We start from the raw sequence: 12098 nt of genomic DNA, 5'->3' as shown, positions 1-12098 counted from the left end.
CTTGTCAACAGCTGATCATCAAAGCGATCCGAGCGAGGTCTTCCGCCGCTACCTGAGTTCGGTTGTGCTACATGCCCAAGCGGGCGCGAAGGCCGTCGATCTGGGCGCGACCGATCTGTACGCGCTGAACATCCTCGGACTCAGCGGGGCCATGACTCCGGGCGAACTCGGTGCGCGCACGGGCCTGACCACCGGTCCCACCACCCGGCTCATCGATCGCCTCGAACAGGCGGGATACGTGCGTCGCGCCGCCGATCCGGGTGATCGCCGCAAAGTGATCGTGGAACCCATCGGCGAGCCCGCTGACCTCGACAAAGTACCGGCTCCGGCACGTCGTCGGATCGGCGCGATCATCGGCGGCTATACCCCCGAACAGCGCGAGCTACTGTTCGACTACTTCACCCGCGCGGCCGAGGCGTTCCAGGAATCGGTCGATGAAATCGCCGAACACGACCGCAACCCCAACTGACAGCTCGCGCCGCCGAGTACCGGTGGGTTCGCCACCCAAGTTCCGCACCTGCCCGACTGGACACAACAAGAGGGGCCGACTCAGCTCCGGCTCCGTACTGCGTCGCTACGAACTCCCGGCCGACGGGATCACCGCGCGAGTGAAAATGCCTGACTCGCAACGGTTCGGATAACTACTCGAACGAACAAACCTACGGGCCGATGACCTGTTTGGGCGGACACCACGAACAGCGCGGGACACCACAACACGGATGACACTTAGTTTGGCTAACGTTGCCAAATCCGTTGCCATTCCAACGAAAAACGGCCCCGGAACCAATGGTTCCGGGGCCTTTTCCCCTGGTAACGCGTAGTAGCGGGGACAGGATTTGAACCTGCGACCTCTGGGTTATGAGCCCAGCGAGCTACCGAGCTGCTCCACCCCGCGTCGGGTGAACATGACGTTACCCCGGGGTGGGGCGAAACTCCAAAACGGGTGGGGTGGGTGGGTGTAGGGGGTGGGCGTCTACTACCAGGGTGGTGGTGTTGTCGGTGCCGTCGGCGGCCAGGGCGGCTTCGACGAGGGCCTCGGCGGTGCTGCCTGCCGAATCGCCTTCGGCCAGTATGGATTTGATGGCCATCATGTCGAGTTTTTTGCCTACGCCGTCGCTGCACAGGAGTAGTCGGCCGGTGCTCGAACCGGTGGATGCCTGGCCGATGGCGGCCGGGTCTACCGTGCGGGCGGAAGTTGTTACCAGGTGGGCCATTCCAGGCATCGGGGCGTGGCCGCGGGAGTGGAAGTATTCGGCCACAGTGTGATCGGTGGTGATGCGGTGTAGTACTCGGCCGTTCCAGCGGTAGGCGCGGCAGTCGCCGACCCAGGCGATATCGCAGGGGGCGTCGGGCCATCCGCCTGCGGGGAGGACCGCGACTACGAGCACACTGTCGGCTGCTGCCTCCGGCAGTTCGCGTAGCAACTCCTGTTGTGCGGCAAGGATTCCGGCGCGGGCACCGTGTACGACTGCTACTCGGGAGGCCGTGCGGGCGACCAGTCGGGCGGCGCGCGCCGCGGCGAGGTGATCACCCACGCCGTCCGCTACCACGAAGGCGGTGCGCCCCAATCGTGCGTCGGTGAAGGTGGCGACCGCGTCGGCGTTGATGGTGCGCCGTCCGACGCGGCTGACCGCCGATCCGGCCACCCGGCCCAGCCACACCTCGTGCGCGGGCTCCACGGGGTCACCGGTGCCGATCTCGATGGCCTGGGTGTGCATGGCCCCTCCTGGGACTCGGTCTCATGGGGTGCTGCGGACCAGCACTCCCCCATTCAACGGCCGAAACCCGTGCGGTGCTCCCAATTTTGTCTGTGCGATTGCTGTGGAATCCGGCAAAAGCCGAGATCAGACCGTTATCCGAGATCAGTCTGGGCGACTACGAAGATCCGCCGGAACGGCAGCCAGGTGGTGCCGTCGGGCTGCTGCGGATACGCCTCGCGGAGCACGGGAGCCAGTTGCGCGCGGAAGTCCGACCAGTCGGAATCGTCGAGTACATCGCGCACCGGGGTCAGGGCGGTGCCGGTGACCCACTCCAGCACAGGATCGGGTCCGCTCAACCGCTGTAGATAGGTGGTCTCCCAGGCGTCGACCGCACAGCCTGCCGTGGTCAGCAATTGGGCATAGCCCGCCGGATCGAGTACCGCGCGCGGTTCCAGCAACTCGGCCAGGGCGAGCGGCTCCCGCCAGCGCTCCGATCCGGCGAGCGTGCGGATCGCCCGATGCGAAGGTGCGTCGAAGTTTCCGGGCACCTGGAATGCCAGCCATGCGCCTGCGGGCAACTCCCGCGCCCAGGCCGTCAGCAACTCCCGATGTTCGGGCACCCACTGCAGTACCGCATTGGTCACCACCACGTCGGTGTCCGGGCTCGGCCGCCAGTCCCGCACATCCAGCAGCCGGGCGTCGATCCCTCGGGAACGCGCGGCCGCCACCATCTCGGGTGAGGAGTCCGAGGCTTCCAGCGCCGCATCCGGCCACCGATCCCCCAGCGTGCGCGTCAGATTCCCGGGTCCGCACCCCAAATCGACCACCCGGCGCGGTTTCTCGGCGCCCACCCGCTGCACCAGATCGAAGTACGGCCGGGCCCGATGATCGTCGAAGGCCAGGTACTGCCGCGGATCCCACATGGCTGCTCCATTCCTGGTTGTCAACCGTGCCGATGAATTTCCCGCCATCATAGAATTGCCGGACACGTTCGCTGCCACAATGATTTTCGCCTCGATGAGTCCGGGGACGAGATGAACCGTGCCTGCTCGCCGCAGCGATAGCCAAGAACGGCGGCTACGGCGTGCAGGTGCTCGACACCGAGTGCCAGAGCTGATACGAGACCCGGGCGGGATCACATGATCTCAGGGTGACCCACCGGTCTCAGTGTGGGCTCCCCTACCTTCTGGGCTCACCGGTAAATAAGTAGCGGCTTGGGGCTCTGGCACGGTGGGGATCGTGGGAGTACAGATGGGTTGTGGATCGGCTGGCGGCGAAGTTGGCCAATGATACTTCCGCATCCGGACGAGCTGCTCCAGCAGGCACAGAGCCCCCGACAATGGCGAATCCGCCGCGATCCAACGAAAACGGCCCCGGAACCAGTGGTTCCGGGGCCGTTCTTTCGTAGTAGCGGGGACAGGATTTGAACCTGCGACCTCTGGGTTATGAGCCAACGGGTTGCCGTCCCGAACGCTCTATCGTGTACCGCCACGTGTCATCGGCGCAGGTCAGCGCAACCGATAGCGTCCACGATGTCCATGCGATCCCACACTGACCCGTGGGTCCCGCCCTGTCGTGATGCCAAATTTGATGCCAATTTCCCTGGCGTGACTAGGGATTCGTCACTGGCTGGAGGTCATCCATCCCATAGCGAGCAACAGAGGGTGCTGCTTCGGCATCGGCATCGCGACGCCGAATTCCACACCCCTACCCGGGGGTTCAATCATTGCGGATCGGCGCCGTGGGACAACATGGCACCGCAGGAATTCGGGTCACATCAGAACACCCGCGCGCCCTCATGGGTACCGGCAGTGGTGCGCCTACGGCCCGTTGGCATCGTTGTCCACCCACCGTCAGTCACCGCAACCAGTCAGAACGCTTCCAGCACCTGCGTGAACCGCTCGGCCGGTCATGCCTCGTGCCAACCCGAGGTCGACATCTGCGGAAAGCAGCAATCGAGGTCGTACCAAGCCTGCGTCGGTTCGAACCCCACCGGGGGCACGTACTCCATCTACGCCACTCACGCCCGGTCGATAACCGGGCGTTTTTGCTGTCGGCGGATCAGATCCGTCGGAGTGAAGTGCGCGATGTGCGGCGCAGCCATACCCAGGTCCCGGCGAGTGCTGCCAAGAGTGCGGGTTTGTTCAGAATGAGTGCGAGCGTGCCGAGAAGTACGACATTGTCGGCGAGGTAGACCGGTCCCATGATCAGCACATGTGCGGCGCAGAAGATCATCCACGCCGTCGTGACGCGGCGGTGCAGGGTGATGCGAGTCGCTGGGTCGGCTGGGGTCGCGGGTTCGAATCGGATGCGCTGGCAGATCGGCAAGGTCAGCGGCGTCGAGGTGAGCAGGCTGATTCCGAATCCGATCGTCAAGCCGGAGTACAGGATCAGTGGCGGCAGGAAGAAGTCGCGGCCTTCGCCGGTGACGGCCGCCATGGCCGAGAACACCAGAACCAGCAAGGTGGAGGCGGCCACCACCTTGGATCGGTCACCGTGCCGGATGCGCAGCAGGGCGATCATCGCGGCCGTCGCGATCGCGGCGGCGATGCCGGTCGCAATGCCGCGCAGTTGGAATCCGATGATGTAGCCGAGGATTGGGGCGGCGCCGTCGATCAGATGGCGGGCGCCTCCGAGGTCACGGAGCTTCGCCCGAAGCTCGGGGACTCCGGAAGGCGTTGTCGTGGTGGGAGGTTCGTGTGGAGGGGGAATAGTCACGGTGTCAGCGCCTTTGTCCGCGATCAGGACTGGTTGTCCAGTGTGGGCGGCGGGGTTTCCCCGGGAGTGCCCAGGACCGCAGCGGCAGCCGGACCACCGAAGCGGTCGACCAACGCCGCCTGATCGGCCTTGGCGCGTTGGTCGACAGCGTCTGGATCCACCAGTGAACGCAGTTCACTGGTCAGGTCCTCGAGCACATCGAGATGGTCGGGATGCCAAGCCAGGTCCCGAGTTTGGTCGGGATCGTTCGCGACGTCGTAGAGCTCCGGGGCAAACCCGACGTAGTAATGCAGTGCGAAGTCGCCCTTGCGGATCAAGAACGCGCCGCTGGTAGCGCCCATGGCGTGGTATTCGCTGAATACCACCCGCTCGGGATCGGTAGCGGCGCTGGCTAATTCGAGCAGCGAACGTCCCGGTCGCCGTTCCGGGGCGGCATCGGCGACACCGGCGGCATCGAGGATGGTGGGATACAGGTCAATGAGACTGGCGGGGGTCTGACATATCGCGCCCTCCGGGACGCCCGGTCCTGCCAGGAGCAGGGGAATACCGGAAGATTCGGTGTACATCAACGACTTTCCCCACAGCCCGCGACTGCCGACCATGTCACCGTGGTCGCTGGTGTAGATGACCAGGGTGTTGTCGGCCTGCCCACTGGCTTCCAGGGCGTCCAGGATCCGTCCGAGGTTGAAGTCGAGGTAGCTGACCAGTCCGTAATAGGCTGCGGCAGCCCGCCGACGCTCTTCCTCGGTGTTGGCGTTGTCGAGCCCCGGCAGTACCCCGGCGAACGTCTCCACCCAGGGGTGCCGCACGTGACCGTGATCGGGACGCTGTGTGGGAGGGGGCATCTGGTCCGGGTCGTACATATCGAAGAACTGTGGTGGCGCGAGATAGGGAAAGTGCGGGGCCAGCAGTCCGGCATAGAGCACCCAGGGCTCGCGCTGATTCTCGGCATCGGTAAGCCATTGGCAGGTGCGGTCGGTGACCGCCGCGTCGTAGCGGGTGTAGTCGGACTCCGCGCCGCCGGAAATGCTCACCATGAGCGGTGCGTTATCGCGGCGTGGCAGGGGATCACGCACCGATCCCCACACCTGTCCGATGCCGTCCTTGAGATGCATGGGCAGGTGCTGGGTATCGAAGCCGGTTGGGTCCGAAGCATTGCGGTAGTGCAGTTTTCCAATGGATTCGACCCTGCGTCCGGCCCGCTGCAGCTGGTGTCCCCAGCTTTCGACCGCTCCGTCGTACCCCATGGCGTTGTCCCAGTATCCGGCTGGTGGGGATAGAGCCCGGTGGCGAAGGACGCGCGTGAGGGCACACAGATCGGGCTCGGGCAGTAGGCCGAGTCGAAGCGGGTGCCGCGCGCGGCGAGCGCGTCCATATTCGGGGTGCGCACGGTGGTATTGCCCGCCGCGCCAAGAATCTTCGGGTTGTGCTGGTCGGACACGATGACCAGTACGTTCATCGGTTGTTCGGTCACAGGGAAATCCCTTTCTGGTGCACGGACCCGGAGAGCGGGGCCGGGTGAGATCGGTCAGCGGGCGACGCGGAATCCGGTATTGCCGCTCGTGGAATCGGGGGAGTTGTGGATACGGGCGGCCACGCGGTAGCGGTTGCAGTAGCTGTCGTGGCAGAGATAGGATCCGCCGCGCAGCACCCGGGTATCACCGTCGGCGGGACCGCGCGGATCGATGACGAGGTCGCGGTTGTGGTCGGTGCGCCAATGGTCCGCGCACCATTCCCAGACATTGCCGACCGCGTTGTAGAGGCCGAAGGCATTGGGGGAGAAGGCGTTTACCGGCGCGGTGGTGCGATAGCCGTCGACAGCGGTGTTGTGGGCGGGGAAGCGCCCACGAAAGATATTGCAGCGGAACTTATCTGCGGCAAGTTCATCACCCCAGGGATAGCGAGACTGATCGAGTCCACCGCGCGCGGCGAATTCCCACTCGGCCTCGCTCGGCAGTCGAGTGCCCGACCAGGCGCAGAACGCCCGCGCGTCGTTCCACGACACGTGCACCACGGGATGCTTCCCGCGTCCGGTCAGGTCGCTGCCCGGTCCCTCCGGCGTGCGCCAGGTCGTGCCGGGGACCGCACACCACCACGGGGTGGCGTCCGGGCGGCGGACATCACGTCGCAGTGCCGCGGGCAGTACCCCGGCGAAGACATAGGACCAGCCGAAACGTTCAGCGTCGCCGCGATATCCGGTGGCGGCCACGAACTCGGCGTACGAATCGTTGGTGACGGTGTGCGCGGCGATCTCGAACCGCGACACGCGCACCGGTCGCGCGGGACCCTCCCCGTCGGCACGGTAGCTGTCGAAAGCCTCACTGCCCATGCGGAATTCACCGCCGGACAGCGGGATCAGATGCCGACCGGGGTACTTGTCGGCCGGAGAGTAATTCGAGGTGGCCGTGGTGCTGTGGTTCGAATCCGGCGCACGATCCTCGCGCCTGGGTGAGCAGCAACTCATAGGACAAATCCGGTCGTGATGACGGCAGAACAGATCGCGACGGTAGTCGCGACGGTCGCGATCAACCCGGCTACGGCCCGTGGGTGTCGTTTGCGCAGAACATGATTGCGGTATTGGCACGCCACGGCGACGAACGTCAGTATCAGGGCCGAGGCGGTCGTGGTGAGTGCGGCCGCGGCGGTGGTCGACGCGGCGTGCGCAAGCACCGCGACAGCGACCACTGCCGAAAGCGCGGTGCGCCGCCACGCCAAGGCGGTGCGTTCTACCGCGAGACCGGCGTCGGGTCCCCATGCTGCCGGGGCGGTCATGAGACGAGCACCGCGACACCGGCGGCCAGCGCTACCCCGGTGACGCCAATCGTGAGTGCTGGCACCAGTGCCGAGGCGGGTAGGTGCGCGCCCCGCCGCATTGCCGCTTCGACCCGGCGCCACTGCTGATAGGCCCGCGTGGCGATCACGACCGCGAGCCCCGCGCAGGCCGCGGCGATGGTGCGGCGGAAGCCCGAGGTGGAGAACTGCTCGGCGAGCGTTTGGGCGGCTACCCCGCCCGCGAGCAATCCCAGCGCGGTGCGGATCCATGCCAGGAAGGTGCGTTCATTGGCCAGGCTGAACCGATAGTCCAGCGGTGCATTGGTGGTCCGCGCATCTGACGACGGCGTCGTGGTGGCGGTGTGCGCACCGGCCGGTGGGCGATGGTCGATCTCCTGGCTTCGCACGTATCGGTCCTCGTTGATCGGGATCCAGCAAACTTCTTCTGTAGACATGATGCACATAAATAGACATGGTGTCCAGATACGCTCGGCTCGGTTACGGCGGTGAGCCACGTCGCAAGGACGGTTGACGAGTGGGGGGCGTCACAACTACAGTCCCGACGCGTTAGTCAGTACTGGTCTAAAGCGCCAGTTATGGACACGGTGTCGATCAGCGTATTTCTGTGTCGGCTGACCGCTTCGCGCCTCGGGCATGGCCCAGATGCCCTCGTAGAGAACGGAACCAAGAAGAATGAAGATCAGGACAGTCGTTGCCACCGCAGTGCTCGGGGCGGGGGTCATCACCGCCTCGACAGGTATTGTGCACGCGGACCCGGCCCTTGCGACGACCTCGGCGGTGAACTACACCGCTGCCCAGCACGGCGACTCCGCCGTGATCACCACCGACGCCGGATCGATCGCGGTCGACCGGGACACCTTGGTCGTGAAGGCGGCAGACGGTCAGCTCCTGGCGAGCCTGCCGCTCTCATTTCACCTCGACGACAAGATCTTTCCCATCGCGGCGGTCGTTGACGGCCGCACCGCGACCCTGACCCCGATCCTGGATCCGGCGCGCGCCACGCCAGCGGCGCCGATCGCCACCATGCGGGAGGTCACCGCGCGCACCCGCGACGAACGCGATAAGGAGGCCTTCACCAAGATGGATGGGCAGGTTCGCTTCTCGGTCATGATGGGCGCCATTGTCGGTGGTGTCTTGGCGGCCGGGGTGGGCTGTGTCATCGGCGGCGTGGTCGCCGCCCCGAGCGCGGTACTCACCGCGATCTTCGGTCCACTGGCCGGATGCGTGGCCGGGGCCCTGGTCACCGCACCGATCGGTGCGATCGGCGGCACCCTGTTCATCGCCGCGCCGGTCGCCCTGGCCTCGGCCGTGCAGTACTTCACCGCCATCACCGCGCCCATGCCGGCGGCCTCCCCGGAAACCCGCTGAGCGCACGGTGTAGTCGATCCGGTTCTCCCGCAATCTCTTTGGCGAGAGCGCTGGATCGACTCAGCCGCGTACCGGGAGCTCGTCGTCGAAGCCCGATGCCCAATACCGGCCGCGCAGCGACAGATTCACCAATTCGCCGGTGATCTGCTCGGGCGTCAAGGTGCTGCCCGACTCCAGCCACCAGGTCAGGGTGGCGACCAGTTCGCCGACCCAGGCCCGGGCCAGTATGTCGGCATCGACCCGCAGGGTCACGCCCTGAGCGGCGGCGCGTTCGGTGAAGATCCGTGCCGCCGCGCTCGCGCGGTCCTCGGTGAATCGACGCAGGGCTCGGCCGTCACCCTCGCCGCGCAGCACTACGCGATAGGCCTCACGCTCATGCGCGGCGAGACGGAAGAGTTCGAGCACCGGTTTGCCGGTGAACGCCTTCACCGAATCGGCCATCAAAGGCTGTAGGCGGAGGTGCATTTCGTCGATCAATTCCGAGACGACACTGTCCAACAGCGCGTCCTTATCGGCGAAGTGCGTATAGAAGGTGGCGCGGCCCAAGTCGGCTCGTTCGGTGATCTCCTCGACCCGCACCGCGGAGTAGCCGCGTTCCAGGATCAGTGCCACGAACGCCTCGCGCAGCAGTCGCCGGGTGCGACGGCTGCGGCGATCCTCCGATGCCATGAATCCCCTTCCGAAACGATTGTGGACATCGTATCGGAAGTGGACGTGGTGATTCTAAATCGACAGGGCGTCTAGATCGTCGTCGGCCCGGAGTGGGCAGGGCGAAATATTCGTGCCATTTCGGTGTTCACGGCCTCGCGCAGATCGGATTCGGCGACGTCCTCGATGCCTGCCGCGGCGCGCAGGAATGGCTCGAACAATCGCCAGCCCAACTGGAGGGCAACGGCATTGGCGAGAGCGGTCCTGGCTGTGACATCGTCGTCGTGCAGGGTGAGCGCGTGTTCGAGCAGGCCCTGCATTCCGGCGAATTGCTTCTGGAGTTGCCCTACGGGGAACCCGTCGAGGATGGCGCGAGCGAGCACGCGCCACTGGCGTTCGAATCCTGCGTCGAGCTGCTCGAGCGAGGCTCCCGAATTCTGCAGGGTCGCCATTTCCATCCCGAGATGATCGAGCACGGCCCCGATCAGTTGGTCCTTGGTGCCGAAGTATCGGAAGACCAACCCGTGGTTCACCCCCGCCTGCGCGGCAATGTGGCGCACCGTCGTCGCGGCCGGGCCCCGCTGCGCGAAAAGGTCTGCGGCACTGGCCAGGACGGCGGCGACCACTGCGTCCTTGCCTGTCGGCGTCGCGTCAGGCAACTCCACACCACCGCGCACTTGATGTAGTCATATGACTAACGTAGCGTACGCGCCGACAATGTAGTCAATTGACTAACCAATCCGTTCGATTCTCGAACAAGGAGTCCTCACGTGCGATCACCCCACACCCGAAAGATCTCGCAGATCGCGGCGACCGCCGCGCTGGCAGCGGCCGCACTGACCGGTGGTGCCGGGCACGCCGCCGCGGATTCCAATACCGGTGATCGGTCGACGCAGTACTACCTCGCGCTCGGAGACTCGCTAGCGGCAGGCTTCCAAACCCTGCCCGGCAGCCACAATTACGACCACTATCTGGTCGGGCGCGGGTACGCGCAAGACATCGCCCGCACCCTGGGAACCGAGGCTCAGTCACGCGACCAAGGGTTCGAATTCACCAACCTCGGCTGCCCCGGAGAGTCCACCCGCACAATGCTCGAGGGCGGCTGCGGATTCGAACACCCTTACACCGACCCGCAATTGGTGGAAGCCGAGGCATTTCTGCGCGCTCATCACGACGACAATGTCATCGTCACCCTCGATATCGGTGCCAACGACGTCGATCGATGCGCACTCGGTGGCCGCTTCGACGTCGCGTGCGTGCTCACCGGCATCAAGGCGATGGGCCCGAACCTCAACATCATTCTCGACAGGTTGCAGACGGTCGCCGGACCGCACACCCGGATCGTCGGCATGAACCTCTACAACCCGTTCCTCGCGAAATACCTCGAACCCGGTGGCCAGGTCCTGGCGGCGATCACCATGCCCCTGACCGGAATGGTCAACTCCAGCATCGGGGACGCCTTCGCACGCCACGCGATCCCCCTCGCCGACGTCTCGGCCGTGTTCGCCACCAACGCCCTCACCCCGATGGTCCCCTACGGCGATCAGCAGGTGCCACTCAACGTGTCCCGAGTAATGGAGTGGACCAATATGTCCCGCAACGACATTCACGCCAACGACACCGGCTACCAAGTCATCGCCGACACTTTTCTGCCGCTCCTGCGGTGACCCAGGGTCCCGTTGTGGGAGTCGCATGAACGAAGTCGGCACCGAATCTCATCTAGTTATGGCTAACTCTTGGCAAATTGATCATGTCGCGACCGAGGCAGTAGTCATGGGTTCTTCAGCGCTTCGACGAAAGGTTCGGATTCGGGCCGTTCTCGCGGCGGCCCTGCTGCTGTCACGTGCGGCCGCCTGTGGGTCCTCGGAGCGAACCGAGAACGCGGATCCGCGACCGGCCAACGAGACCCATACGAGGCACCGGGAAACAGCACAATGGGCAGACTCGTCTGCCGTCGGACGGGGCCCTCGCAATGAGTGAATCCAACCACCGGGTCCTGCGCTACCCCGACCGAATCCCCGACGGCTACCTGCGCACCATCCTGCACCGCGACTACGGCAAGGTCGTCGAAGTGAAGGGCAAGATCCCCACCCGCCCCACCACCTACAACCACGACCCGGTCATGGGTACCGGCCAGCTCCGCTACATGCCCTTCTGCATGAACGAATCCCCTTACACCACAAGGGTGATGAACTGCGTCTACGACGAACAAGTCCCCGCCGACGCCGAAGGCAACTACATCATCATCAGCCGCGCCGAAGACAGGCGGCACGGGATTACCACGGCGCCCGCTGGTAAGCCCGCCGAACTACCGCCAAATCGGCGGAAATCCGCAGCTCACGGCGGGTTCGCGTTGTTGTCGATGCTGTACGTGCCGCCCCGGCGAAACGAACCCACACCGTGACAGATCATTGGGGACTCGCTCCGAAGCCGAGGCGATTCAGCCTAGGTAGCGGGCTTCGACAGGGAGTGGGACGCCGAAGGCCGCAGCAGTGCCCGTAGATCAGTCGCAGCACCATTGACCACGCCGACCTTACGGGACAGCGGGGGAAGCCGCCCAGACCCGAAAAATCATGGACGTCAACGAAACTCAACCTGGCCAACCGTCTAGGACCAATGGGCTGGTAACCCAGCGATCGCAGTCCCACCCGTTCCGCTGCGTTCCGCTCGATATCAGCTGGTAGCGATACATTTCACCGGCCCAAGGGCGACCATCGACACAGCCGAATCGGGATGATGCCAAATCCGTTGCCACGAACCTCGATAAAGGTTGAGGGCGGTCCTGAAACCAACTGGTCAGGACCGCCCTCGTAAGTAGCGGGGACAGGATTTGAACCGCGACCTCTGGGTTATGAGCCAACGAGGCACCGT

General features: G+C 65.0%; 13 protein-coding genes, 1 tRNA gene and 1 pseudogene. 4 read left to right on the top strand and 11 right to left on the bottom strand.

Features of this window, described 5'->3' with window-relative positions:
• The first annotated feature begins 1 nt into the window (after position 1).
• Positions 2 to 469 (top strand): MarR family winged helix-turn-helix transcriptional regulator, encoded by a 468-nt coding sequence (locus GFY24_RS10655; protein ID WP_228566181.1) that lies wholly within the window; start codon positions 2 to 4, stop codon positions 467 to 469.
• A gap of 352 nt (positions 470 to 821) precedes the next feature.
• On the opposite strand, the gene GFY24_RS10650 is transcribed toward GFY24_RS10655, so the two are convergent.
• The 9 genes and pseudogenes from GFY24_RS10650 to GFY24_RS10615 all read right to left on the bottom strand — a co-directional run bounded on the left by GFY24_RS10650 (position 822) and on the right by GFY24_RS10615 (position 7597).
• Positions 822 to 895: transfer RNA gene (locus GFY24_RS10650), tRNA-Met, on the bottom strand.
• Positions 896 to 911: 16 nt separating this feature from the next.
• Positions 912 to 1718, bottom strand: a complete 807-nt coding sequence (locus GFY24_RS10645) for a PP2C family serine/threonine-protein phosphatase (protein WP_153804845.1) — start codon at positions 1716 to 1718, stop codon at positions 912 to 914.
• A gap of 134 nt (positions 1719 to 1852) precedes the next feature.
• Positions 1853 to 2623, bottom strand: coding sequence for a trans-aconitate 2-methyltransferase (locus tag GFY24_RS10640; RefSeq protein WP_153804844.1), 771 nt, complete (start codon positions 2621 to 2623; stop codon positions 1853 to 1855).
• 1138 nt (positions 2624 to 3761) lie between these two features.
• Complete coding sequence (locus tag GFY24_RS10635) at positions 3762 to 4418, bottom strand: DUF3159 domain-containing protein (RefSeq protein ID WP_194852815.1); 657 nt, start codon at positions 4416 to 4418, stop codon at positions 3762 to 3764.
• Positions 4419 to 4441: 23 nt separating this feature from the next.
• Complete coding sequence (locus GFY24_RS10630; RefSeq protein WP_255458629.1) at positions 4442 to 5665, bottom strand: sulfatase-like hydrolase/transferase; 1224 nt, start codon at positions 5663 to 5665, stop codon at positions 4442 to 4444.
• A gap of 56 nt (positions 5666 to 5721) precedes the next feature.
• A pseudogene (locus GFY24_RS42890) lies at positions 5722 to 5877 on the bottom strand (sulfatase-like hydrolase/transferase); the annotation flags it as partial.
• A 69-nt stretch (positions 5878 to 5946) separates the two neighbouring features.
• Complete coding sequence (locus tag GFY24_RS10625) at positions 5947 to 6882, bottom strand: formylglycine-generating enzyme family protein (protein ID WP_153804842.1); 936 nt, start codon at positions 6880 to 6882, stop codon at positions 5947 to 5949.
• On the bottom strand, positions 6879 to 7190 hold the full coding sequence (locus GFY24_RS41055; RefSeq protein WP_194852814.1) for a DUF202 domain-containing protein: 312 nt from the start codon (positions 7188 to 7190) through the stop codon (positions 6879 to 6881). The genes GFY24_RS10625 and GFY24_RS41055 overlap by 4 nt, the downstream gene beginning before the upstream one ends.
• Positions 7187 to 7597, bottom strand: a complete 411-nt coding sequence (locus tag GFY24_RS10615) for a DUF202 domain-containing protein (protein WP_309230709.1) — start codon at positions 7595 to 7597, stop codon at positions 7187 to 7189. The genes GFY24_RS41055 and GFY24_RS10615 overlap by 4 nt, the downstream gene beginning before the upstream one ends.
• Positions 7598 to 7883: 286 nt before the next feature.
• On the opposite strand from GFY24_RS10615, the gene GFY24_RS10610 reads away from it, so the two are divergent.
• Positions 7884 to 8579 carry a hypothetical protein gene (locus GFY24_RS10610; protein WP_153804840.1) on the top strand — a complete coding sequence of 232 codons (696 nt, stop codon included), beginning with the start codon at positions 7884 to 7886 and terminating at the stop codon, positions 8577 to 8579.
• 60 nt (positions 8580 to 8639) lie between these two features.
• On the opposite strand, the gene GFY24_RS10605 is transcribed toward GFY24_RS10610, so the two are convergent.
• Together GFY24_RS10605 and GFY24_RS10600 are read right to left on the bottom strand one after the other, a co-directional pair.
• Entirely contained in the window at positions 8640 to 9248 is a 609-nt protein-coding gene (locus GFY24_RS10605; protein ID WP_153804839.1) for a TetR/AcrR family transcriptional regulator, read from the bottom strand.
• A 71-nt stretch (positions 9249 to 9319) separates the two neighbouring features.
• Complete coding sequence (locus GFY24_RS10600) at positions 9320 to 9886, bottom strand: TetR/AcrR family transcriptional regulator (RefSeq protein WP_153804838.1); 567 nt, start codon at positions 9884 to 9886, stop codon at positions 9320 to 9322.
• A 111-nt stretch (positions 9887 to 9997) separates the two neighbouring features.
• Between GFY24_RS10600 and GFY24_RS10595 the strand changes: the two genes are divergently transcribed.
• Both GFY24_RS10595 and GFY24_RS10590 read left to right on the top strand, forming a co-directional pair.
• A complete protein-coding gene (locus tag GFY24_RS10595; RefSeq protein WP_153804837.1) occupies positions 9998 to 10894 on the top strand; it encodes an SGNH/GDSL hydrolase family protein in 897 nt (298 codons plus the stop codon).
• Positions 10895 to 11199: 305 nt separating this feature from the next.
• The gene (locus GFY24_RS10590; protein ID WP_153804836.1) at positions 11200 to 11631 is read left to right on the top strand and encodes a hypothetical protein; all 432 of its coding nucleotides are present in this window, start codon (positions 11200 to 11202) and stop codon (positions 11629 to 11631) included.
• Positions 11632 to 12098 lie beyond the last annotated feature (467 nt).

The sequence above is a fragment of the Nocardia sp. SYP-A9097 genome (assembly GCF_009649815.1).
Taxonomy (GTDB): domain Bacteria; phylum Actinomycetota; class Actinomycetes; order Mycobacteriales; family Mycobacteriaceae; genus Nocardia.
The sequence above is the reverse complement of the archived record's forward strand: the minus strand, read 5'-3'. Positions and strand labels throughout refer to the sequence as shown.